Below are 21,651 nucleotides of genomic sequence, written 5' to 3'. Positions count from 1 at the left end.
ATCAATAATACAATCGAGATGCCATGACAAGCGATACAAGTGAGACCCGAGCGATGACCTCCCGCATTCAGGCCGTGATCTTCGATGCCTACGGCACGCTGTTCGACGTGTATGCCGTTGCGGCGGCAGCCGAACAGCAGTTTCCGGGGCGCGGGACGGCGCTCGCAGAGCTGTGGCGGGTGAAGCAGATCGAGTACACGCAACTGCGCACCCTCTCCGGTCCCGGGGGCGAACGCTATCGCCCGTTCTGGGACATCACCGTCGATGCGCTGCGTTATGCCGCCGCCAGGCTGAATCTGACGCTTACGCCGGTCGCCGAGAAGCGTTTGATGGACGAGTACACCTGCCTGTCCGTCTTCCCCGAGAACCCGCCCGTCCTTCGCGCATTGCGTGCGATGGGTCTCGGCCTCGGCGTGCTGTCGAACGGCGATCCCCGAATGTTGGATGTCGGCCTGAAGAGTGCGGGCATCAAGGACCTGTTCGACCACGTGTTGTCGGTCGACGTCGTGCGCAAATACAAAACGGCCCCCGAGGCCTATCAACTTGGACCGGATGCGTTCGGCTTGCCGGTCGACGCCATCGTTTTCGTCTCCAGCAATGGCTGGGACGCGGCCGGTGCTACCTGGTTCGGTTACCCGACGTTCTGGGTCAACCGCGCCGGGCTGCCGGTCGAACAACTCGGCGTAACGCCGCAAGGGATGGGGCGCGACATGCGCGACTTGCAGCGATTTGTCGAGGCAGTGACGGGAGCGCGCGCCTGACCCCCACCGCGGTGTGAGGCCCTGTGCAAAGCCCCTGAAGTTCTTCCTTGCGGCGCACTCCCTTATATAAATCAAGATAGCTGGAGATCCCTGATGTCCCTGACGTTGCCCCCCGGCATGCAACTGCATGTCGATGCCGCCGATATTTATCCCGAATACGAAGCGATCCTGACCCCCGACGCGCTCGCTTTCATCGCCAAACTGCACCGTGCGTTCGAGCCACGCCGTCAGGCGTTGCTGGCCGAGCGCGTCGCACGCGCGGCGCGACTCGACGCCGGCGAAGTGCCGGATTTCCTGCCGGAAACCCAGGCGATCCGCGACGCCGACTGGCGTATCGCGCCGCTGCCGGCGGCGCTGCAATGCCGTCGCGTGGAGATCACCGGCCCGGTCGAGCGCAAGATGATCATCAACGCACTGAACTCGGGCGCGGACAGCTACATGACCGATTTCGAGGACTCGAATGCCCCGAGCTGGCACAACCAGTTACAAGGTCATATCAATGTGCGCGATGCGGTGCGCGGCACCATCAGCCTCGAGCAGAACGGTAAGCAGTACAAACTGAATGACAAGGTCGCCACGCTGATCGTGCGTCCGCGGGGCTGGCATCTCGACGAGAAGCATGTGAGTGTGGACGGTGCACGCATGTCGGGCAGTCTGTTCGACTTCGGTCTGCACTTCTTCCATAACGCCAAGGCGTCGCTCGAGCGAGGCTTTGGGCCGTACTACTATCTGCCGAAGCTCGAAAGTCACCTCGAAGCACGGCTGTGGAACGACGTGTTTGTGCTCGCACAGAACGAACTGGGCGTGGCGCAAGGCACGATCAAGGCGACGGTGCTCGTCGAGACGATTCTGGCCGCGTTCGAGATGGACGAGATCCTGTACGAGTTGCGCGAGCACAGCGCCGGCCTGAATGCGGGCCGCTGGGACTACATCTTCTCTTGCATCAAGAAGTTCAAGGTTGACGCCGACTTCTGTCTAGCCGATCGCAGCCGCATCACCATGACGGTGCCGTTCATGCGTGCCTACGCGCTCTTGCTGCTCAAGACATGCCACCACCGCAACGCGCCTGCCATCGGCGGCATGAGTGCGCTGATTCCGATCAAGAACGATCCGGAAGCGAACGAGAAGGCAATGGCCGGGATTCGCGGCGACAAGGCGCGCGACGCAACCGACGGTTACGACGGCGGTTGGGTGGCGCATCCGGGTCTGGTGCCCGTAGCGATGGACGAGTTTGTGAAGGTGCTGGGCGATCGCCCGAATCAGATCGACAAGCAACGTGACGATGTGAGCGTCAAGGGCCGCGATCTGCTGGAGTTCAAGCCGGAAGCGCCGATCACGGAGGCCGGGCTGCGTAACAACATCAACGTCGGTATCCACTATCTGGGGGCGTGGCTTGCTGGCAATGGTTGCGTACCGATTCACAACCTGATGGAAGACGCTGCAACGGCCGAGATCTCGCGCTCGCAGGTGTGGCAATGGATTCGCTCGCCGAAGGGCAAGCTCGAGGACGGCCGCAAAGTGACTGCCGAGCTGGTGCGCGAGCTGATCCCGCAGGAACTTGCCAACGTCAAGGAAGGGGTGGGGCAGGTGGCGCCGACCTACGATCGCGCCGCCGTCATCTTCGAGCAAATGAGCACGAGCGAGGACTTCGTCGACTTCCTCACGTTGCCGCTGTACGAAGAGGTCTGATGCGCGACGTGCGGCGCGTGTCAGGCGTCGCGTGATTGGTGGCACCAATCGGGCCGCAAGAAGGGGACGATGGCAACATCGTCCCCTTTTCTTTGGCGCGCGCGCTTTGTCTTGTTTCAGGCACCGCGCTACACTGAACTTCGATGGAGGTGTTCCCGTCCTACTCGTCCGTGTTGTCCCGCCTGGGTGGCGTTTGCCTGTGACGTTGACGACGCAGTGCCCCTTTGCTCACATGAGGATGCCGATGCCCGCCGACTTTCCCGATGATGCTGCCCGGAACGATCCGTCCGCTCAGAAGCCCGCCTCGCCGCGCCGGTTGGGCAAGGTCATAGAATCGCGCCCGGACGCGTTGCGCGGTCTGTATCCACCGGTCGAGCCTTTCGAGAGTGGCATGCTCGAAGTCGGAAATGGGCACGCTATTTATTGGGAGCGATGCGGTAATCCGCTCGGCAAACCCGCGGTGTTTCTCCACGGTGGTCCGGGCGGCGGCTGTTCGCCGGAGCATCGACGGCTGTTCGATCCCGCGAAGTATTGTGTGACGTTGTTCGATCAGCGTGGATGCGGACGGTCTACCCCGCACGCGAGTCTCGATCACAACACGACATGGGATCTGGTCGAGGACATTGAGCGGCTGCGCGCGAAGTTCGGATATGCGCAGTGGCAGGTGTTCGGCGGTTCGTGGGGCAGCACGCTGGCGTTGGCCTACGCGCAGGCGCATGTGGATCGGGTGAGCGAAATCGTCGTGCGGGGTATTTTCACTGTGCGCCGCGAAGAATTGCAGTGGTACTACCAGAGTGGCGCCTCATGGCTGTTTCCCGATCGCTGGGAGGCGTTTCTGGCGCCGATCCCGCTCGAAGAGCGCGGCGATCTGATGCGGGCTTATCGGAAGCGGCTGACCCATCCCGACGAGGCAGTCAGAATCGAGGCGGCGCGCGCGTGGAGCATGTGGGAGGGGAGCACCATCACGCTGCTGCCGGACGATCAGCTTACCGAAGCCTTCGGCGATCCTCACTACGCGATAGCGTTCGCCCGCATCGAGAATCACTACTTCGTGCACGATGGTTTTCTCGCGCCGAATCAATTGATCGACGGCGCGTCCTGTTTGCGCGACGTTCCGGGGGTGATCGTGCAGGGGCGCTATGACATGGCGACGCCTGCGCGCACGGCGTGGGCGCTGCATAAGGCCTGGCCGGAAGCGGATTTCTACTGGGCGCCGGACGCCGGGCATGCGTTCAGCGAGCCGACCATCCTGCATTGGCTGATCGAGGCGACGGATCGGTTTGCTGCTTCGCGATGACGTGAAGGCCATCCGTAATTGGGTGCGGGAAAGCTAAAACCCCGATACCGACCATGGGTCGATATCGGGGTTTTTTACGATTCGGGCAGGGCAGGTCGATAACCTGTCCTGCCGAGATCAGGCGATTCAGCCGCTGCGACGCTTGTTGAAGCCGCCGCCGTTGCGATTGCCGAAGCCACGGTCCTGACGCGGGGCGTCGAAGCTACGGGCGCCACGATCCTGACGGTTGCCGTCGGCCGGACGCGGCGAGCGACGCTCGAAGCGATCGGTTGCGCTGCCGTTCGAGAAGCCATTGCCGCCGTTGCCGCCTTCGCCCTGCTGGTAGCCGCCTTGATAGCCGCTGCTTTCGCGACGCTCGAACGGTGCACCGGCCGGCTTGGCGCCGCCGAAGCGTTGGCCACCTTGATAGCCACCGCCGCTGCCACCGTTACCACTGCTGTTGCCGTAACGCGGGGCGCTGTTGCTGTTGCTCCAGCGGCCACCACCGTTGCCTTGACCGTGACGCGGACCGCCACGGCCCTGACCCGGACGCTTGCCGCCACCGCCCGCGCCACCCTTCGGCGGCGAGCGACGCGGTTCGAAACCGGCGACCACGTTTACCGGCAGCGGCTCACGCGTGTAACGTTCGATGCGGCGCACGGCACCGATTTCGCCGTGGGCAGCGAGGCTCACCGCCACGCCACGACGACCGGCACGGCCGGTGCGGCCAATGCGGTGGACGTAGTCTTCCGCGAACTTCGGCAGATCGTAGTTGAATACGTGCGTGATGCCCGGCACGTCGATACCGCGTGCCGCCACGTCGGTGGCCACGAGCACGCGAACACGACGCTCGCGCAGTGCGCGCAGCGTGCGGTTACGCACACCTTGGGGCATGTCGCCGTGCAGCGCAGCGCTGTCGAAACCGGCTTGTTCGAGCTGGTCGGCGATCAGGTCGGCGTCGCGCTTGGTCGACGTGAACACGATGGCTTGATCGAGTGCGTCGTTGCCGAGCAGGTGCGTGAGCAGGCGATCCTTGTGGGCGCGGTCGTCCACATAGTGGAGCGTTTGCTCGATGTTTGCGTTGGTGCGTTGTTCGCTGCCACGCGTGATCTCGATGGTTTCCGGATCGCGCAGCAGACGACGCGTGATTTCACCCATGCGGCCGTCGATCGTTGCCGAGAACAGCAGCGTTTGACGCGACTCGGGCGTGGCGTCGACGATCGTCTGGATGTCGTCGATGAAGCCCATGTCGAGCATGCGGTCGGCTTCGTCGAGCACCAGCATCATCAGTTGCGACAGGTCGATCTTGCCGCTCGAGATGTGATCGAGCAGACGGCCCGGCGTTGCCACGATGATTTCGGGCTGCTTGGCCAGCATTTCGAGCTGACGCGGGTAGGGCATGCCGCCCAGAATGCTGACGGTGCGCAGGCGGCGCAGTTGCTTGCCATACGTATCGGCAGCGGTCGAGACCTGTTGTGCCAGTTCGCGCGTCGGCGTGAGCACGAGCAGCAGCGGTTGAGCGGCCACACGGCGCACGCGCTGGCCCTTGCGGGGCTTTTCGCCCGGGGCGGCCGGCTGATTGCGCGGATGGGCGGCCGGTGCACGGCTACCCAGTTCGCCACTCGCTTGCATTTCTGCGAAGCGATGGATGGCCGGCAGCATGAAGGCGGCCGTCTTGCCCGAACCCGTCGGGCTCGATACGAGCAGATCGCGCCCGGCAAGCGCTGCGGGAATCGCGCGCTGCTGGACCGGCGTCGGGCTGGTGTAGCCAGCGGTGGTGAGGGCCGTCAGAATGGCAGGGTTCAGGCCGAGTTCGGCGAACGTGGGCTGACCGTCGGTGCTGGGCGCCGGCGCGGCGTCGACAACAATAGCGTCGGTGTTTTCTTCAGACGTGGGGAAGTACGTCTGCGCGAGCGCAGACATTTTGGAATGCTGTTCCATGAATCCTCTTGCGGATTGATAAGGTTATGTCGGGGCGTTGGCGCCAATCGGCAAACCCAATTCGTCGCAAGCAGGAAGCAAATCGCGGATGGGGCAGAAAGCGGATCGAAATCCGTATCGTAAGCCAGGGACGGCGGCGGGTCGTTCCATCAGGAACGCCAGTACCGGCAAGAACTACAGCGGCTTATCACAGGATTGGGGCAAAACGCGGTTTTTCGTCGCCTGACGGGGTATTTCATAGAACCCCGCGAAGCGAAGCGCGGATTATACCGCTATTTTGAGAAAAGTGCACGTTCGGATTTTCACGGGGGCGTGGGGGGTCTCCCGGGCACATATTCCGGAGGCGTCGCGCGGCAGGTGGCGTCAGCTTTGACGCGGGTTGCCGTCGATCCCACTAGGTCGCTCGTCGCGCGCCCGATTACAATAGCGCCATGTCTTCGATTACGCTTCTCGCTCTCGATACCTCGACCGAGTTCTGTTCGGTCGCCTTGTATCGCCATGACCCCGCCAGTGGGGCGCCGGCCCTTGTGCTCGAGCGCCATCTCGATACCGGTCCCGTTTCCAGTACCCATATTCTTCCCGCCGTGCGCGAGGTGCTGCGCGACGCCGATGTGGCGCTCGCCGAGTGCAATGCGATCGCCTTTGGCGCGGGCCCCGGCTCGTTTACCGGGCTGCGCACGGCCTGCGGCGTCGCGCAGGGGCTCGCTTTTGGCGCCAAACTGCCCGTGGTGCCCGTCGGTACGCTGCTCGCCTGTGCCGAAGCCGCGCGCGCGTTGCGTGTCGATACGCAACGGGTGCTTGTCGCGCTGGATGCGCGCATGAACGAGGCCTACTGGGCCGATTACGCCTGGGATGCCACAGCAGGCGACTGGCGCGAAGTCCAGCCACCGTCGCTTGACGCTGCCGAACAGGTGCGTGCCCCCGACGCCGCATTCGTCGTTGCCGGGAATGCCGTGCTGGCGTTTGGCGACCGGTTGCAGGCCAGTGTGCAGGCGCAAGCCGTCCTGACCGATGCCATGCCGCGTGCCCGCTACGTCGCCGCGCTGGCGGCACGCGCCTTCCTGCGGGGTGAAGCGATTCCTGCCGATCAGGCTATGCCGGTCTACATCCGCAACAAGGTGGCGCAGACGACGGCCGAGCGCGAAGCCATCAAGCAGGCGGCTGCGCAGAGCGGTGGCAAGGAGGCGTCCTGATGCGCCAGACCGGCCCGAACCATTTTTCACCGATGACGCTGGCCGATCTCGACGAGGTGGTCGCGGTCGAGGTGCGCGCGTACCCGTTCCCGTGGACGCGTCAGAATTTTGCCGATTCGCTGGACGCCGGACATCAAGGCGTTTGCCTGCGCGCAATTGACGGCTCGTTGCTGGGCTATTTCCTGATGATGCCGGTGGTCGACGAGTCGCATTTGCTCAACGTTTGCGTGGTGCCGGAAATGCAGGGCAACGGCCTGGGCGTGAAGTTGCTGGAAGAAGTGGTGCGCGTGTCGCGCTCGCACGGGATGGGCGGCGTGCTCCTGGAGGTGCGGCCGTCGAACATGCGGGCGTTGCGCATCTATGAGCGTTTCGGTTTCGAGCAGATCGGCCGACGCAAGGGATATTACCCGGCGGGCGGGCGTCGCGAAGACGCCATTGTGATGCGCCTTTCCTGGGAGACCGATCGTGCCGTGGCCTAAAGCAATTCTGGAGGAGTTCGGGCTGTGGCCGGTGTGGATGTCGCACGATGCCGTGGCAAAGGCCACAGCGGTGGCTGCGCAAGACAGCGATGTGGCAACGCTCGATGCGCCGGCCACCGTGCGCGGCGGCAGTCAGGCCGACGATTTACCGCCGTGGGATGTGACGCCGTCGGCCGTCCCGGCGGCAGTGCGTCCAGCGACACGCGTTGCAGATGTGAGCGATGTGTCCGCCGCGCCGCTCGAGGCTGTTACGTCCGGCATGCCCGCCGCACCCGCCGCATCCGTGCGTCGCGACGCCGCGCCGGGCGCTGGTGGCAATCGTCGTGGGCCGGATCTGCCGCCCGACGACATTCCGATGTGGCTCGACAGCGATGGCAACGGTGACGGCGATGCCGCTGCGGACGCTGCGTTGTGGTCGATTGTGCGAGATGCCGGCGAAGCCGAGGCGCCGACGCGTCCGGCACTGCCGGGTGTCGAGACGCTGGACTGGGAGGCGCTGGCCGAGCGCGTCGCCAATTGCCGCTTGTGCGGCCTGTGCGAGAAGCGCACGCAGACGGTTTTCGGTGTCGGCGATCGCGAGGCCGACTGGCTGCTCGTGGGCGAAGCGCCGGGACAGCAAGAGGACTTGCAGGGTGAGCCGTTCGTCGGTCAGGCGGGCAAGTTGCTCGACAATATGCTGCGAGCCTCGGCGTTGCAGCGAGGCGAGAACGTCTATATCGCAAACGTGCTCAAGTGCCGCCCACCGAACAACCGCGACCCGGAGGCAGGCGAAGTCGCGAGTTGCGAACCGTATCTGAAGCGGCAGGTCGCGTTGCTCAAGCCGCGGGTGATCGTGGTGATGGGGCGCTTCGCGGCGCAAAGTATCCTGCGCACGCAAGCGAGCATTGCCAGCCTGCGCGGACGTGTGCATGAGTATGAAGGTGTGCCGGTGATCGTGACGTACCATCCGGCCTATCTGTTACGCAGTCTGCCCGACAAGGCCAAAGCCTGGACGGATTGGTGCCTGGCGCGGGCCACCTACGAGGCAGTGTGCGAATCGACTCCGGCCAACAAGCCTACGGCGAACTGATCGAAACGCTGCGCGAGGCGCCGGTGCGCGACCTCGCGTGGCTATTGCTGTCCGCCGACCTCCTTAGTGCTGCCCGCTTTCCGGCGGCACTCGCGCATTTCGATAGCGTGCAGGCGGCCGCCGATGCGGCTCCCGGCAGCCCCATCCCGATATCCGGGGGCGCGGACCCGGTCTTCCATTCGCGGCTTCTGCACGACTGGCTGCTGGCCTGCGACGCCAATCCCGAACCATTGCGCGAATTTCTCTCGCGCGGCGAAACCAACCGGCTGGGGCGTTACGCGGAGCAGTTGCTGCATTTCGCGCTGCTGCATAGTCCCCGGTTCGATCTGCTCGCGGCGGGTCTGCAAGTGCGCGATCCCCGGCGGGGCAATATGACGCTCGGCGAGTGCGACTTCCTGCTGAGGCGTCGCGCAGACCAACAATGGTTGCATTGGGAACTGGCGGTGAAGCTGTATTTGTTCGTCCCGCCGGCGTCGCCTGCATCGATGTTGGACGAACGTGCCATTCAGTTCCACTGGCTCGGACCGAATCTGGCGGACAGTCTGGCCGACAAAGTGGCGCGCTTGTTAGGGCATCAATTGCGACTGACGACGCTCGAAGCGGCGCGAAGCGCATTGCCCGCTGCCGGACCGTGGTTGCCGCAGGTCTATCTCAAGGGCTGGTTGTTCCATCCGCTCGCGCAGTCCGGGCAGTTGCCGCAGGTGGCATCCGAATCGCATGGCCGGGGCTGGTGGGCGACGCTAGACGAGTGGTGGGCGCACGCGCAGTCGGCGCCTCACGACGCCGCGGCATCGGGCGCGCGGCGCTGGGCCATGCTGCCGAGGGCGCGTTGGCTTGCACCCGCCCGTGTGGAGGAGGCGAGCGCGCTATCGCTTGCCGGGATGCATGCACGTATCGAGACGCACTGGCGTGAGCGCGGTGTTGCCGAGCCTTTGCTGGTGGTCTCGTTGACGCGCCGCGCCGGTAAGGGGGATTGGTTCGAGTGCGGGCGCGGATTTATCGTGCCGGACTTCTGGGCGCCGCGGGCTCGCCATCGTATCGAGGAGTTGAGCGAGCGGGCCGACGCGGCGGCCCGTCGTGCCTTGGCGCGCAGTATCGACGATGGCGCGCCATCGATCTGATTCGACGCGTCAGTCGGCCAACCTGCGCCTCACCCCTTGGGCCAGACCGCATGGAAGTGGTGCACGGGTCCGATGCCGTGTCCGATATGGAGTTCGTCGCTGGCAGCGAGAGCCCCGTTGAGATACGCCTTGGCGTCGCGCACCGTGTCGGACCAGTTGTCGCGACGCGGGCGCAGCGCGGCCAATGCGGCCGAGAGTGTGCAGCCAGTGCCATGCGTGTTGTGGGCGGCAATGCGCGGAGCGTTGAAGCGCTCGACGCCGGTGGCGCTCACCAGCCAGTCCGGACTCAGGTCGCCGGCCAAATGGCCTCCCTTGACCAGCACATGGCGAGCTCCCAGCGCGCGCAGCGCCTGCGCTTGCCGTTCCATTTCGCCCTCGTCGGTGGCGGCTTCCACCCCAAGGAGGGCAGCGGCTTCCGGCAGGTTCGGGGTAATCAGGTCAGCCAGCGGCAGTAACTCGTCGCGCAAGGCGGCCACCGCATCCGGCTGCAATAGCGCGTGGCCGCTCTTCGAAATCATGACGGTATCGAGCACGACGAAGCGGGGTTGGTATCGCCGCAATCCGGCAGCGACGGCGCGCACGACCTCGGCGTTGGCCAGCATGCCGAGCTTGACGGCGTCGACGTCAAGGTCCTGAAACACGGCGTCCATTTGCGCGGTGACAAAGCTCGCTGGCGGCGTGTGGATGCCGCTCACCCCTTGCGTGTTCTGCGCGGTGAGCGCGGTAATCACGCTCGCGCCGTAGGCACCCAGCGCGGAAAACGCTTTGAGGTCGGCCTGGATACCTGCACCACCGCTGGAATCGGAACCGGCGATGGTGAGGGCAATAGGAACAGACGACTGACGCAAATTCATATCAATGCTTGACTTCGCCAATGAGCGAGACCGAATCGAATTCGCGCTGATTGGCCTGGTGACGCTTCATGACGAGCCACATCGTGCCCGACACAAATACACCAAACAGAATAATGACGAGCCCGACCGGCACATTGAACCAGATCAGCAGTGCGTAGAGGCACAGCATGATGAGCACGGACAGGTTTTCGTTGAAGTTCTGCACGGCGATGGAGTGGCCGGCGGAGAGCAGCACGTGGCCGCGATGCTGGAGCAGTGCGTTCATCGGCACCACGAAGAAGCCCGCGAGCGCGCCGACGATGATCAGGAAAATGTACGCGATGATCAGATACAGCGGCACTTTCCATTGCGTGCCGTAGGGCAACAGGTCCTTCGAGAAGAAGGCCATCGCCATGACGGCGATACCCATGGCAATGCCCACCGGCAGCACCGAGAGCGAACGTTTGAGCGGAATCCGCGAGGCAGCCACGATGGCGCCGATCGCAACGCCCACGGCCGATACGGCCTGCAGAATCGCGCCTTCCGACAGCGTCATGCCGAGCGCCTTTTCGGCCCAGCGCAGCACGATGAACTGCAAGGTCGCGCCTGCGCCCCAGAAGAGCGTGGTGACCGCGAGCGAGATCTGACCCAGCTTGTCGCGCCACAGCGTGACGAAGCAGTCGGCGAAGTCGGACACGAGTTTGATCGGATTGCGTTCCTGACGCGCATACCGCGCGCCGGTATCGGGAATGCGCAGATTGAACAGTGCGGCGATCACATAAATGCCCATGATGACGACCATCGCGGCCATCGCCGGCGAGCTGATCACTTCAGGGGTGCGCTGGAGTACCCATTCCGATATGTGCGGACTGATGAGTGCGCCGCCCAGAACGGTGCCAAGAATGATCGAACTGACGGTGAGGCCTTCGATCCAGCCATTGGCCGCGACCAATCGCTCGGCGGGGAGCAGTTCCGTGAGAATGCCGTACTTCGCGGGCGAGTAGGCCGCCGCGCCGAAGCCCACTACGCCATACGCTATGAGAGGGTGCGAGCCGAACAGCATCATCAAGCAGCCTGCGACCTTGATCGAGTTGCTGATGAACATGACCTTGCCCTTGGGCATCGAGTCGGCGAAGGCGCCCACGTAAGCGGCAAGAATGACGTACGAGAGAACGAAGAAGAGTTTAAGCAGCGGTGTCATCCACTGGGGGGAATGCAGATCTTTCAGGAGTGCGATTGCGGCGATGAGCAATGCATTGTCGGCCAGCGACGAAAAAAACTGCGCGGCCATGATGGTATAAAAGCCTTTCTTCATCGGTACTTGAGTCGATCCCGTGCGGCGTAAAACTTGCGTGTCTCGGTTGTCGGAATCCGCGGTGCCCGCAGGGGGCTCCCACACGGGAAGAAACCGGGCTTAAACACAGGGGTATCTGCGCTCATCAAACGCTCAAATGTCGCTAATCGACCGTATATTCGGTCTTGATGCCCCCGTGTCGGGCGCCCGTTCGCCCTCGGTCTGAGACCGATATTGTTATCGGGAAAAAGATTTCGGCAAAACAAGTTGTGCGCACGGCTTTATAACACGAAAATATGCCGATGCGTTATGCCGCCGGCCTGTCCCGGCGAGCTTCTCCTCCGATTCTGTTTCTGCCCATGCCTCGTCCAATCAAAGTCTCGATTCATACCGCAGCCCTTGCCCACAATCTCGATGTCGCTCGCCGCAGCGCGCCCAATGCGAAGGTGTGGGCGGTGGTCAAGGCCAATGCCTACGGGCACGGCATCGATAACGCGTTTCCCGGTTTGCGCGACACCGACGGCTTCGGCCTGCTCGATCTCGACGAAGCTGTGCGTTTGCGCGAACTCGGCTGGGCCGGTCCCATCCTGTTGCTCGAAGGTTTTTTCAAGCCGGAGGATCTGGCGATTATCGACGAGTACGGTTTGACGACCACCGTCCACAGCGACGAACAGTTGCGCATGCTGGAGACGACGCGTCTGAAAAAACCGCTCAACATTCAGCTCAAGATGAATTCCGGTATGAATCGCCTTGGCTTCTCCCCCGAGCGCTACCGCGCGGCGTGGGAGCGCGCCCGCGCGATTCCTGGCGTGAGTCAGATCGTATTGATGACTCACTTTTCCGATGCGGACGGCCCGCGCGGGATCCAGTATCAGATGGAAGCGTTCGAGCGCGGCGCCTGCGACGTGCCGGGAGAGCGCAGCCTTGCGAACTCCGCCGCCACGCTGTGCTTTCCCGAGACACATGGCGCGTGGGTCCGTCCGGGCATCATGCTCTACGGCTCGTCGCCTAAGGGACTCGACGTCCCGGCGTCGACATTCGATCTGCAACCGACGATGACGCTTGAATCCGAATTGATCGGCATTCAGGACGTCCCGGCGGGCGGCACGGTCGGCTACGGCAGCATCTTTACCGCCGACGCCCCGATGCGCGTGGGGACGGTGGCGTGTGGCTATGCTGACGGTTATCCGCGCGTTGCCCCCACCGGCACGCCGGTGCTCGTCGACGGCGTGCGCACGCGCACGATTGGCCGCGTGTCGATGGACATGCTGTCTGTCGATCTCACGCCGGTGCCGCAGGCACGCGTGGGGTCGTCCGTCACGCTGTGGGGCCGTGGGGTGAGCATTGACGAGGTGGCTGCTTCGGCCGGCACGTTGGGCTACGAATTGATGTGCGCCGTGGCGCGGCGTGTGCCCGTGCACGCGAACTAAGCGTCACCACCGGAATTCCACGCATGGCCAAAGCCAAGACTGTCTACATCTGTACCGAATGCGGCGGGCAAACCCCCAAGTGGGCGGGGCAGTGCCCCAACTGCAACGGTTGGAACACGCTGGTCGAATCGGTGGCGGAGACGACGACCGGTCATCGCTATCAATCGCTCGCCAAGAGCACGCCGGTGCTCAAGCTGGCGCATATCGAAGCGGCCGACGTGCCGCGCTTTTCCAGCGGCGTGAGCGAATTCGACCGCGTGCTGGGGGGCGGTCTGGTGGCGGGCGGCGTGGTGCTGATCGGCGGCGATCCCGGCATCGGCAAGTCGACGCTGCTGCTTCAGTCGCTTGCCCATCTCGCGCGTGAGCGTCGTGCGCTGTATGTCAGCGGCGAAGAGTCGGGGGCTCAGATTGCTTTGCGCGCGCAACGCCTGGGCCTTGGCGCGGCGGGCGAGGGCGGGGGCGAACTGGATCTGCTCGCGGAAATCCAGTTGGAGAAGATTCTCGGCGCCATCGAGTCGGAAAAGCCCGATGTCGTGGTGATCGATTCGATTCAGACGGTCTATTCCGAAGCGCTCAGCTCCGCGCCCGGTTCCGTGGCGCAGGTGCGTGAATGTGCGGCGCAACTTACCCGTACCGCGAAGCAAAGTGGGGTGACCGTCATCATGGTCGGCCACGTCACGAAGGAAGGCAGCCTTGCCGGGCCGCGCGTGCTCGAGCACATTGTCGACACGGTGTTGTATTTCGAAGGGGATACGCACTCGTCATACCGGTTGGTCCGGGCGTTCAAGAATCGCTTCGGTGCCGTCAACGAGTTGGGCGTGTTTGCGATGACGGAGAAGGGGTTGCGCGGTGTGGCGAATCCGTCCGCGCTGTTCCTCTCGCAGCATGAACAGAGTGTGCCCGGCTCCTGCGTGCTCGTGACTCAGGAGGGAACGCGACCGCTGCTCGTTGAGGTGCAGGCACTGGTCGATACGGCACAGGTGCCCAATCCGCGGCGTCTGGCGGTGGGGTTGGAGCAGAACCGGCTGGCGATGTTGCTGGCGGTGATGCATCGCCATGCCGGCATCGCGTGTTTCGATCAGGACGTGTTCCTGAATGCCGTTGGCGGTGTGAAGATCACGGAACCGGCGGCGGATCTGGCGGTGTTGCTGGCGATTCACTCGTCGCTGCGCAACAAGGCGCTGCCACGCGGCATTGTCGCGTTCGGCGAAGTGGGACTGGCCGGAGAAATTCGCCCGAGCCCCCGGGGGCAGGATCGTCTCAAGGAGGCCGCCAAGCTCGGCTTTTCCATCGCGATCATTCCGAAGGCGAACGCGCCAAAGCAACCCATCGACGGACTGGAAGTCCACGCCGTCGATCGGTTGGAGCATGCAATTTCGGTGGTCGCAGGGTTGTAAGCGCGCGTCTTCCGCCTGCGGTGGCCAGTATGAAAAAAGCCCGGTCAGTTCTCAGCTTGACCGGGCTTTTCTTTGGGCGGAGCGGGGCGGCATGCGCCGTTTGGCGAAGCCGCAGCCGCCGGCGCGTCAGGCGATTTGCTCCAGCGCCTCTTGCGCTTCGAGCCACTCGGCTTCCACGTCCGACAGCTTCGCCGTAACCTCGGCCTGTTGCTTGAGGCTATCGGTCAGAAGTACCTTCTTCGCCTCTTCATAAGTGCTGCTGTCTGCGAGGATGGCGTCGAGCCGTGCCTTTTCGTCCGAGAGCTTTGCCATCGACTGCTCCAGCTTCTCGATCTTTCGTTGCAGCGGTTTGCGCAGTTGCGACAGGCGCTGACGCTCCTGCGCCTCGGCACGCTTCTGATCCTTGCGATTGACGCCATCGCCACTGTCGGCACCTTCACCATTGCCGTTGCTGGCGTCTCGTGCCGCCGCACGTTGGTCGGCCGCGTGTTGCAGCAGCCAGTCGCGGTAGTCATCGAGATCGCCGTCGAACGGCTGCACTTCGCCGCCGGCCACCAGCAGAAACTGGTCCGTCGTTGCGCGCAACAAATGCCGGTCGTGCGAGACGAGAATCAACGTGCCGTCGAACTGGGCGAGGGCCATCGTGAGGGCATGGCGCGTCTCGAGGTCCAGGTGGTTGGTCGGTTCGTCGAGCAGCAACAGATTCGGCTTGCGCCAGATGATGAGCGCCAGCGCCAGGCGCGCCTTCTCGCCACCGGAGAACGGCGCGATCGATGACGTCGCCATGTCGCCACGGAAATTGAAGCCACCGAGAAAGTCGCGCAGCTCCTGTTCGCGTGTGTCGGGAGCGAGGCGTTGCAGATGCTGCAATGGCGAATCGTCATGCCGCAGGGTTTCGACCTGATGCTGAGCAAAGTAGCCGATCTGCAAGCCCTTGCCGGTCTTGACCTCGCCCGCCAGCGCCGCCAGCGTGCCCGCGAGCGTTTTGATCAGCGTCGACTTGCCCTGTCCGTTGGCGCCGAGCAGGCCGATGCGTTGCTCGTTCTGCACCGACATCGTGACGTGCGGGAGGATGACCTTCTCGGTGCCGTTCTCGAGCGGATACCCGCAACGCACGGCGTCGAGGACGAGCATCGGGTTCGGCGCGCTGTCGGACGGCCGGAATTCAAACGTGAACGGCGACGCGATATGCGCGGGGGCAATGCGCTCCATCTTCTCGAGCGCCTTCATGCGGCTCTGTGCCTGACGGGCTTTCGTCGCCTTGGCCTTGAAGCGCGTAATGAACGATTCCAGATGGGCAATCGTCTTCTGCTGCTTGTCGAACGCGCTTTGCTGCAGCACGAGTTGCTGAGCGCGCAGGATCTCGAACTGACTGTAGTTGCCGCCGTACCGCTTGATCTGCTGATTGTCGATATGCAGCGTGACGTTGCAGACCTCGTCGAGAAATTCGCGGTCATGCGAAATCACGATCAACGTACCCGGGTAGCGCTTGAGCCAGTCTTCAAGCCAGACGATGGCGTCGAGATCCAGGTGGTTCGTCGGTTCGTCGAGCAACAACAGGTCGGACGGGCACATGAGTGCCTGCGCCAGATTCAGACGCATGCGCCAGCCGCCCGAGAAGCTGGCGACCGGCATTTGCGTTTGTGGGAGCGTGAAGCCAAGACCGAGCAGCAGGGCTTCGCCACGCGCCGGCGCGGTGTAGCCGTCGGCATCGGCGAAAGCGGCGTGCGCTTCGGCTTGGGCGTGACCGTCATGGGCCGCTTCGGCAGCGGCAATCGTCGCCTCGATTTCCCGAAGCCGCGTGTCGCCGTCGAGCACGTAGTCAAGCGCGGTGCGCTCGACCGCAGGCGTTTCCTGCATCACATGAGCGACGCGCCAGCTACTGGGCACGAAGACATCGCCGCCATCGGCGTGCAACTGCCCGCGTAGCAGGGCGAAGAGCGTGGACTTACCCGCGCCGTTGGCGCCGACGAGGCCGACGCGCTCGCCCGGATTGAGCGTTACGGAGGTGTCCTCGAAGAGCGGCTTGGTGCCGCGTGCGAGGGTGAGGTGTTCGAATCGGATCACGAAAAAGGCCGAGGGGAAAGCGGGTCAGTTCGTCCCGAGTCTGCGCGGCGAGCCGGTGTCGCCGATCCCAATGGGGACCGCACGAACCGTGCATCGAATCGATGGCGCAGGGGACGGCAAAACCGGCATTTTACCGGTCCGAACGCGCGAAAGCGATGTGCGCCTTGCCGCGTCTACAGAATTGGGGCAAAAAGTCGTGCCAAACGCATGACAATCTGTCGCCATCTCGGAATTGTCCGAAACTCGTCCTTATTCAGCAGGGAGGCCTGTTCGAAGTCGTGCGCGAGCATGTAGGCGACGTCATCGGCAAATGCCCGGTCGACGGTGAGCAGCATGATTTCGAAATTCAGCCGGAACGATCGATTGTCGAGATTGGCGCTGCCCACGGCGGCGGCGCTGTCGTCGATGAGCACGACCTTCTGGTGAATGAAGCCGTGATGGTAGCGATAGACGTTGATGCCGCTACGTGCCGCCTCGAACGCATACGAGGTGGTGGCTTCGAACACCACGTAGTGATCGGCGCGATCGGGGATCAGGATACGCACGTCCACGCCACGCAGTACCGCCAGCCGCAACGCGGAGAACACGGCTTCGTCGGGCACGAAATAGGGTGTGGTGAGCCACACCCGTTTCTGAGCCGCATTGATGGCGGTGACAAAGAAGAGGGACGACGTTTCCAGCCGGTCGGCCGGGCCGCTGGGCACCACCTGGCAGTGCATATCCTCGCCGGACGCGGCCGGTAGACGGTTCAGTTCCGGGACTGCCCCCGTGCTCCAGTGCCAGTCCTCGGCGAACGCCCGCTGAATGCCGACCACGGCCGGGCCTCGCACGGAGATATGCGTATCGCGCCAGGGGGCCAGCGGCGGTTTCTCGCCGAGATATTCGACGCCGACATTGTGTCCGCCGATGAACGCTTCGTTGCCGTCGATCACCACGATCTTGCGGTGATTGCGGAAGTTGAGCTGAAAGCGGTTGACGAAAATGCCGCGTTTGGCCGCCGCGAACTCGTGCACCATCACGCCCCCCTGGCGCAGCTTTTCGCAGTAGCTGCGCGGCAGATCGTGGCTGCCGATGCGGTCGTAGAGGAAGTAGACCTTGACGCCCGTTGCGGCGCGCGCGAGCAGGCGGGTGGACAGGGCGCGTCCGAGGGCATCGTCCTTGACGATGAAGAACTGAACGATGACGTAGTCGCGTGCGCGATCGATGGCGGCAAAGATAGCGTCGAACGTGGCCCGGCCGTTCACCAGCAGGCGTACCCGATTGCCCGCCACGAACGACATGCCCGTCATGGCAGTGAGCGCCGCGTATTCCGGGTGCGCGTCCATGGCGACGGGCGGCTCCCCGGCCCACTGCGTCTCGCCGATACGCGATTGCAGCGCCTCATTGCGTGCGCGACGCGCCTCGACATAGCCGATGAACTTCGAGCGGCCGAGGAACAGATAGGGGACGAGGGTGAGGTAGGGCATCGTCACAAGCGACACTGCCCATGCCACCGCGCCTTGCGATGTCCGTACCGTGAGTACGGCATGGATCGCTGCGATGACTCCCATCACATGCAGACAGGCGACGGCAAAGCCGACGTCGAGCCAATTAAGCGCCATGACGGACTACCTTCCTCCATGCCGTGAGTCGCGCGGACCCGGGAACCCGAGTGTAACCGGGGTGCGTGAACTTAGGCGAGAGCTCGCGGCAAAGTGCGAGCCCCGAGGGGGTGCCGCATGACCACGTCACCGCATTACCGCATTACCGTGTTAAGGCAGATCGGCGGCCTGCACCAGAAAGACCATGTCGTCGCCGGCGCTTGTCGCCAGCCACGTCATCGGCAGATCGGGGAACGCAGCTTCGACGAAGTGCCGCTCGTTGCCGATCTCCACGATCAGTACGCCGCTCTCGGTCAGATGCTCGCGGGCACCGGCGATGATGCGGCGAACCACATCCATGCCGTCGTCACCTCCGGCCAACGCCAGACGTGGCTCGTGAAGATACTCGGGCGGCAACACCTGCATCGAGCCTTCGTTGACATACGGCGGATTGGTGAGAATGACGTCGTAGCGCTTGCCTTGCGGCAGCGGCGCGTACAGATCGCCCAGATGCAGTGCGATGCGATCTTCGAGGCCATAGTCGGCCACGTTGATCTTCGCCACGGCCAGTGCGTCCGGGGAGATGTCGACAGCATCGATCTGCGCCGCCGGGAAGGTCTCGGCGGCGAGGATTGCCAGGCAGCCGGAGCCCGTGCACAACTCGAGCACGTCGGTGATGTTCTCGGCGTGATCGACCCACGGTTGCAAGGCGTCTTCGAGCAGCTCGCCGACAAACGAACGCGGCACGATGACGCGCTCGTCCACGTAGAACCGATGGCCGTGCATCCAGGCTTCATTCGTGATGTACGACGCCGGTACACGTTCGCCCGCGCGGCGGTTGATGACCGACAGCACACGCTCGATTTCCTCGGGCAGCAAGCGAGCGTCGAGGAAAGGATCCAGCGTATCGATGGGCAGATGCAACGTATGGAGCAGCAGGTACGCGGCCTCGTCGTAGGCCGTCGCTGTGCCATGCCCGAAAGCCAACTCGGCTTCGGTGAAGCGCGACACGGCATAGCGCAGCAGATCGCGCAACGTCTGGAAGGGGTGGGTCGCCTGAGTTGTCATGGGGATACCTCGCTTAAGCCACCAGACGCTTCAACACGCCACGGTAGATGTTCTTGAGCGGCTCGATATCGGCCACAGCAATGTGCTCGTCGATCTTGTGAATGCTGGCGTTGCACGGACCGAACTCGATGACCTGCGGGCAGACGCGCGCGATGAAGCGGCCATCCGACGTGCCACCTGTCGTCGAGAGTTCGGTTTGCAGCCCCGTTTCCTCGTGGATGGCACTCGAGAGCGCCTCCGACAGATCGCCGCGTGGCGTCAGGAAGGGCTGACCGCTGATTGACCAATCCAGCGTATACGTCAGGCCATGGCGGTCGAGCAGTTCGTGCACGCGCTGCTGGAGGCCGTCCGACGTGCTGGCCGTCGAGAAGCGGAAGTTGAACATCACGGTCAGTTCGCCCGGAATGACGTTGGTCGCGCCGGTGCCTGCGTGAATGTTCGAGATCTGCCACGTGGTGGGCGGGAAATACTCGTTGCCGTTGTCCCAGACCGTTTGCGTCAGCTCGGCCAGTGCCGGGGCGAACAAATGTGTCGGGTTCTTTGCGAGATGCGGGTAGGCGATGTGACCCTGCACGCCCTTGATGACGAGCTTGCCCGACATCGATCCACGGCGGCCGTTCTTGACCATGTCGCCCAACTGCTGGCTCGATGTCGGCTCGCCGACCACACAGTAGTCCAGACGCTCGCCCCGCGCCGTCAGTGCTTCGACGACCTTGATCGTGCCGTCGGTGGCCGGACCTTCTTCGTCGCTCGTGAGCAGAAAGCCGATGGCGCCGGTGTGATCCGGATGCTGGGCGACGAATTCCTCCGAGGCAACCACAAATGCCGCGAGCGACGTCTTCATGTCGGCGGCACCGCGACCGTAGAGCATGCCGTCGCGATGCGTTGGCGCAAACGGATCGGAATGCCATTGGTCGAGCGGGCCCGTCGGTACCACGTCCGTATGGCCTGCGAAGACGAGCAGCTTGCCGTCGGTGCCGCGCGTGCCGCGCTTGACCGCCCACAGGTTGGTCACGCCGTTCGACGCGATGGTCTCGCACGCGAAGCCGATCGCTTCGAGGCGGCGCGCGAGAATGGCCTGGCAATCGCGGTCTTCGGGCGTCACCGAGTGACGGGCGATCAGTTGCTCGGTAAGCGCCAGCGTGGCGCCTTGGGAGGAAGTCATGAAATCAGAGTCGTGAGGCGTAACTATCGGGCGTGAAGCCCACGGAAACCTTGCCGTTCGCCACCAGCACAGGGCGCTTGATGAGCGACGGATTTTCGATCATCAGGGTGCGCGCTACCGACTCGTCGGCGGCCGCAGCCTGTTGCTCCGGCGAGAGCTTGCGCCACGTAGTGCCCTTGCGGTTGAGCAACGTGGTGAGCGGCACCTGGGCGAGCCAGGTGCTCAGCAGTGCGTCGTTCACGCCCGCCTTTTTGAAGTCGTGGAAGTCGTAAGCCACGCCGTGCTCGTCGAGCCAGGTGCGTGCCTTCTTCACGGTATCGCAGTTGGGAATGCCGTACAGCACTGCCGTCATTGCCAGAACTCCTGAGATCGCAGATACAAAAAACGAGGCGCCAACATCGCAGTCGGGACTGCGGCCGCGCCTCGCAGGTGCCACGTGAACTTATTCGCCGCGCAGCAGGTCGTTGATCGCTGTCTTGGCGCGCGTTTGCGCGTCGACCTTCTTCACGATCACGGCGCAGTACAGGCTGTACTTGCCATCCTTGGACGGCAGGTTGCCCGGCACGACGACCGAGCCGGCCGGCACGCGGCCGTAGTGCACTTCACCTGTTTCACGGTCGTAGATCTTGGTCGACTGACCCAGATACACACCCATCGAGATCACCGAGTTTTCTTCGACGATCACGCCTTCCACGACTTCCGAGCGGGCGCCGATGAAGCAGTTGTCTTCGATGATGACCGGGTTGGCTTGCAGCGGCTCGAGCACGCCACCGATACCGACGCCGCCCGAGAGGTGGACGTTCTTGCCGATCTGGGCGCACGAACCGACCGTGGCCCACGTGTCGACCATGGTGCCTTCATCGACGTAGGCGCCGATGTTGGTGTACGACGGCATCAGCACGACGTTCTTGCCAATGAACGAGCCACGGCGCGCCACGGCCGGCGGCACCACGCGGAAGCCGCCACGTGCGAAGTCTTCGGCCGTGTAGTTGGCGAACTTGCTCGGCACCTTGTCGTAGAACTGGCTGAAGCCACCGGCAGGCATCACAGCATTGTCTTCGAGGCGGAACGACAGCAGCACGGCCTTCTTGATCCACTGGTTCACGATCCACTGGCCGTCTTGCTTCTGGGCCACGCGCAGGGCGCCCTTGTCGAGCTCGGCGATGACGTGGGCGACAGCCTCACGCACATCGGCAGGTGCCGACTTGGCCGAAATCTCGGCACGGTTTTCCCAGGCTTGGTCGATGATGGTTTGCAGTTGTTGCGACATGGCGAGAATCAGTTGCAG

18 protein-coding genes are annotated in these 21,651 nt (G+C 63.6%); 9 read left to right on the top strand and 9 right to left on the bottom strand.

The window, feature by feature from the left end; genetic code table 11:
• Positions 1 to 53: 53 nt before the first annotated feature.
• The 3 genes from PI93_RS16750 (at position 54) to pip (ending at position 3,747) form a co-directional block, all read left to right on the top strand.
• Positions 54 to 761: a haloacid dehalogenase type II gene (locus tag PI93_RS16750; RefSeq protein ID WP_039374287.1), complete on the top strand. Its 708-nt coding sequence runs from the start codon at positions 54 to 56 to the stop codon at positions 759 to 761.
• A 93-nt stretch (positions 762 to 854) separates the two neighbouring features.
• Entirely contained in the window at positions 855 to 2,450 is a 1,596-nt protein-coding gene (gene aceB / locus PI93_RS16745) for a malate synthase A (RefSeq protein ID WP_039374288.1), read from the top strand.
• A gap of 358 nt (positions 2,451 to 2,808) precedes the next feature.
• Positions 2,809 to 3,747 (top strand): prolyl aminopeptidase, encoded by a 939-nt coding sequence (pip, locus tag PI93_RS16740; RefSeq protein ID WP_201278454.1) that lies wholly within the window; start codon positions 2,809 to 2,811, stop codon positions 3,745 to 3,747.
• 126 nt (positions 3,748 to 3,873) lie between these two features.
• Here the strand turns inward: pip and PI93_RS16735 are convergent, their stop codons facing one another.
• Complete coding sequence (locus tag PI93_RS16735; protein WP_080759426.1) at positions 3,874 to 5,649, bottom strand: DEAD/DEAH box helicase; 1,776 nt, start codon at positions 5,647 to 5,649, stop codon at positions 3,874 to 3,876.
• Positions 5,650 to 6,098: 449 nt separating this feature from the next.
• Between PI93_RS16735 and tsaB the strand changes: the two genes are divergently transcribed.
• Genes tsaB through PI93_RS16715 form a run of 4 tightly spaced genes read left to right on the top strand, consistent with a single transcriptional unit; the run spans position 6,099 to position 9,529 of the window.
• Positions 6,099 to 6,860 carry a tRNA (adenosine(37)-N6)-threonylcarbamoyltransferase complex dimerization subunit type 1 TsaB gene (gene tsaB / locus PI93_RS16730; protein WP_039374290.1) on the top strand — a complete coding sequence of 254 codons (762 nt, stop codon included), beginning with the start codon at positions 6,099 to 6,101 and terminating at the stop codon, positions 6,858 to 6,860.
• A complete protein-coding gene (gene rimI / locus PI93_RS16725) occupies positions 6,860 to 7,339 on the top strand; it encodes a ribosomal protein S18-alanine N-acetyltransferase (protein WP_039374291.1) in 480 nt (159 codons plus the stop codon). The genes tsaB and rimI overlap by 1 nt, the downstream gene beginning before the upstream one ends.
• Positions 7,340 to 7,376: 37 nt before the next feature.
• Positions 7,377 to 8,408, top strand: a complete 1,032-nt coding sequence (locus PI93_RS16720) for a uracil-DNA glycosylase (protein ID WP_052240982.1) — start codon at positions 7,377 to 7,379, stop codon at positions 8,406 to 8,408.
• A complete protein-coding gene (locus PI93_RS16715; protein ID WP_052240983.1) occupies positions 8,369 to 9,529 on the top strand; it encodes a DUF1853 family protein in 1,161 nt (386 codons plus the stop codon). Before PI93_RS16720 ends, PI93_RS16715 begins: the two co-directional genes overlap by 40 nt.
• A gap of 29 nt (positions 9,530 to 9,558) precedes the next feature.
• Here the strand turns inward: PI93_RS16715 and thiD are convergent, their stop codons facing one another.
• Together thiD and lplT are read right to left on the bottom strand one after the other, a co-directional pair.
• Positions 9,559 to 10,383: a bifunctional hydroxymethylpyrimidine kinase/phosphomethylpyrimidine kinase gene (gene thiD, locus PI93_RS16710; protein ID WP_039374294.1), complete on the bottom strand. Its 825-nt coding sequence runs from the start codon at positions 10,381 to 10,383 to the stop codon at positions 9,559 to 9,561.
• Between the two features lies 1 nt (position 10,384).
• Positions 10,385 to 11,677, bottom strand: coding sequence for a lysophospholipid transporter LplT (gene lplT / locus PI93_RS16705; RefSeq protein ID WP_039374295.1), 1,293 nt, complete (start codon positions 11,675 to 11,677; stop codon positions 10,385 to 10,387).
• 338 nt (positions 11,678 to 12,015) lie between these two features.
• Here lplT and alr point away from each other — a divergent pair, with 338 nt between their 5' ends.
• Positions 12,016 to 13,086 carry an alanine racemase gene (alr, locus tag PI93_RS16700; RefSeq protein ID WP_039374458.1) on the top strand — a complete coding sequence of 357 codons (1,071 nt, stop codon included), beginning with the start codon at positions 12,016 to 12,018 and terminating at the stop codon, positions 13,084 to 13,086.
• Between the two features lie 23 nt (positions 13,087 to 13,109).
• The gene (gene radA / locus PI93_RS16695) at positions 13,110 to 14,483 is read left to right on the top strand and encodes a DNA repair protein RadA (RefSeq protein ID WP_010803845.1); all 1,374 of its coding nucleotides are present in this window, start codon (positions 13,110 to 13,112) and stop codon (positions 14,481 to 14,483) included.
• Between the two features lie 126 nt (positions 14,484 to 14,609).
• Here the strand turns inward: radA and PI93_RS16690 are convergent, their stop codons facing one another.
• The 6 genes from PI93_RS16690 to dapD form a co-directional block, all read right to left on the bottom strand.
• Positions 14,610 to 16,550, bottom strand: a complete 1,941-nt coding sequence (locus PI93_RS16690) for an ATP-binding cassette domain-containing protein (RefSeq protein WP_039374298.1) — start codon at positions 16,548 to 16,550, stop codon at positions 14,610 to 14,612.
• Between the two features lie 173 nt (positions 16,551 to 16,723).
• On the bottom strand, positions 16,724 to 18,151 hold the full coding sequence (gene cls, locus PI93_RS16685) for a cardiolipin synthase (protein WP_039374300.1): 1,428 nt from the start codon (positions 18,149 to 18,151) through the stop codon (positions 16,724 to 16,726).
• Positions 18,152 to 18,301: 150 nt separating this feature from the next.
• Positions 18,302 to 19,198 carry a 50S ribosomal protein L3 N(5)-glutamine methyltransferase gene (gene prmB / locus PI93_RS16680; RefSeq protein WP_039374302.1) on the bottom strand — a complete coding sequence of 299 codons (897 nt, stop codon included), beginning with the start codon at positions 19,196 to 19,198 and terminating at the stop codon, positions 18,302 to 18,304.
• 13 nt (positions 19,199 to 19,211) lie between these two features.
• The gene (gene dapE, locus PI93_RS16675; RefSeq protein WP_039374304.1) at positions 19,212 to 20,363 is read right to left on the bottom strand and encodes a succinyl-diaminopimelate desuccinylase; all 1,152 of its coding nucleotides are present in this window, start codon (positions 20,361 to 20,363) and stop codon (positions 19,212 to 19,214) included.
• Between the two features lie 4 nt (positions 20,364 to 20,367).
• Positions 20,368 to 20,715, bottom strand: a complete 348-nt coding sequence (locus PI93_RS16670; protein WP_039374305.1) for an ArsC family reductase — start codon at positions 20,713 to 20,715, stop codon at positions 20,368 to 20,370.
• A gap of 90 nt (positions 20,716 to 20,805) precedes the next feature.
• Entirely contained in the window at positions 20,806 to 21,633 is an 828-nt protein-coding gene (gene dapD, locus PI93_RS16665) for a 2,3,4,5-tetrahydropyridine-2,6-dicarboxylate N-succinyltransferase (RefSeq protein ID WP_039374306.1), read from the bottom strand.
• Positions 21,634 to 21,651 lie beyond the last annotated feature (18 nt).

The organism is Pandoraea fibrosis (assembly GCF_000807775.2).
GTDB lineage: Bacteria > Pseudomonadota > Gammaproteobacteria > Burkholderiales > Burkholderiaceae > Pandoraea > Pandoraea fibrosis.
Note: the sequence above shows the minus strand (reverse complement) of the source record. Positions and strands in the feature narration are given on the sequence as shown.

Coding starts and splice junctions, on each gene's coding strand:
- PI93_RS16750 (WP_039374287.1), top strand. CDS start 54: ATGACCTCCCGCATTCAGGCCGTGATCTTCGATGCCTACGGCACGCTG.
- aceB (WP_039374288.1), top strand. CDS start 855: ATGTCCCTGACGTTGCCCCCCGGCATGCAACTGCATGTCGATGCCGCC.
- PI93_RS16735 (WP_080759426.1), bottom strand. CDS start 5,649: ATGTCTGCGCTCGCGCAGACGTACTTCCCCACGTCTGAAGAAAACACC.
- tsaB (WP_039374290.1), top strand. CDS start 6,099: ATGTCTTCGATTACGCTTCTCGCTCTCGATACCTCGACCGAGTTCTGT.
- rimI (WP_039374291.1), top strand. CDS start 6,860: ATGCGCCAGACCGGCCCGAACCATTTTTCACCGATGACGCTGGCCGAT.
- PI93_RS16720 (WP_052240982.1), top strand. CDS start 7,377: ATGTCGCACGATGCCGTGGCAAAGGCCACAGCGGTGGCTGCGCAAGAC.
- thiD (WP_039374294.1), bottom strand. CDS start 10,383: ATGAATTTGCGTCAGTCGTCTGTTCCTATTGCCCTCACCATCGCCGGT.
- lplT (WP_039374295.1), bottom strand. CDS start 11,677: ATGAAGAAAGGCTTTTATACCATCATGGCCGCGCAGTTTTTTTCGTCG.
- alr (WP_039374458.1), top strand. CDS start 12,016: ATGCCTCGTCCAATCAAAGTCTCGATTCATACCGCAGCCCTTGCCCAC.
- radA (WP_010803845.1), top strand. CDS start 13,110: ATGGCCAAAGCCAAGACTGTCTACATCTGTACCGAATGCGGCGGGCAA.
- cls (WP_039374300.1), bottom strand. CDS start 18,151: ATGGCGCTTAATTGGCTCGACGTCGGCTTTGCCGTCGCCTGTCTGCAT.
- prmB (WP_039374302.1), bottom strand. CDS start 19,198: ATGACAACTCAGGCGACCCACCCCTTCCAGACGTTGCGCGATCTGCTG.
- dapE (WP_039374304.1), bottom strand. CDS start 20,363: ATGACTTCCTCCCAAGGCGCCACGCTGGCGCTTACCGAGCAACTGATC.
- PI93_RS16670 (WP_039374305.1), bottom strand. CDS start 20,715: ATGACGGCAGTGCTGTACGGCATTCCCAACTGCGATACCGTGAAGAAG.
- dapD (WP_039374306.1), bottom strand. CDS start 21,633: ATGTCGCAACAACTGCAAACCATCATCGACCAAGCCTGGGAAAACCGT.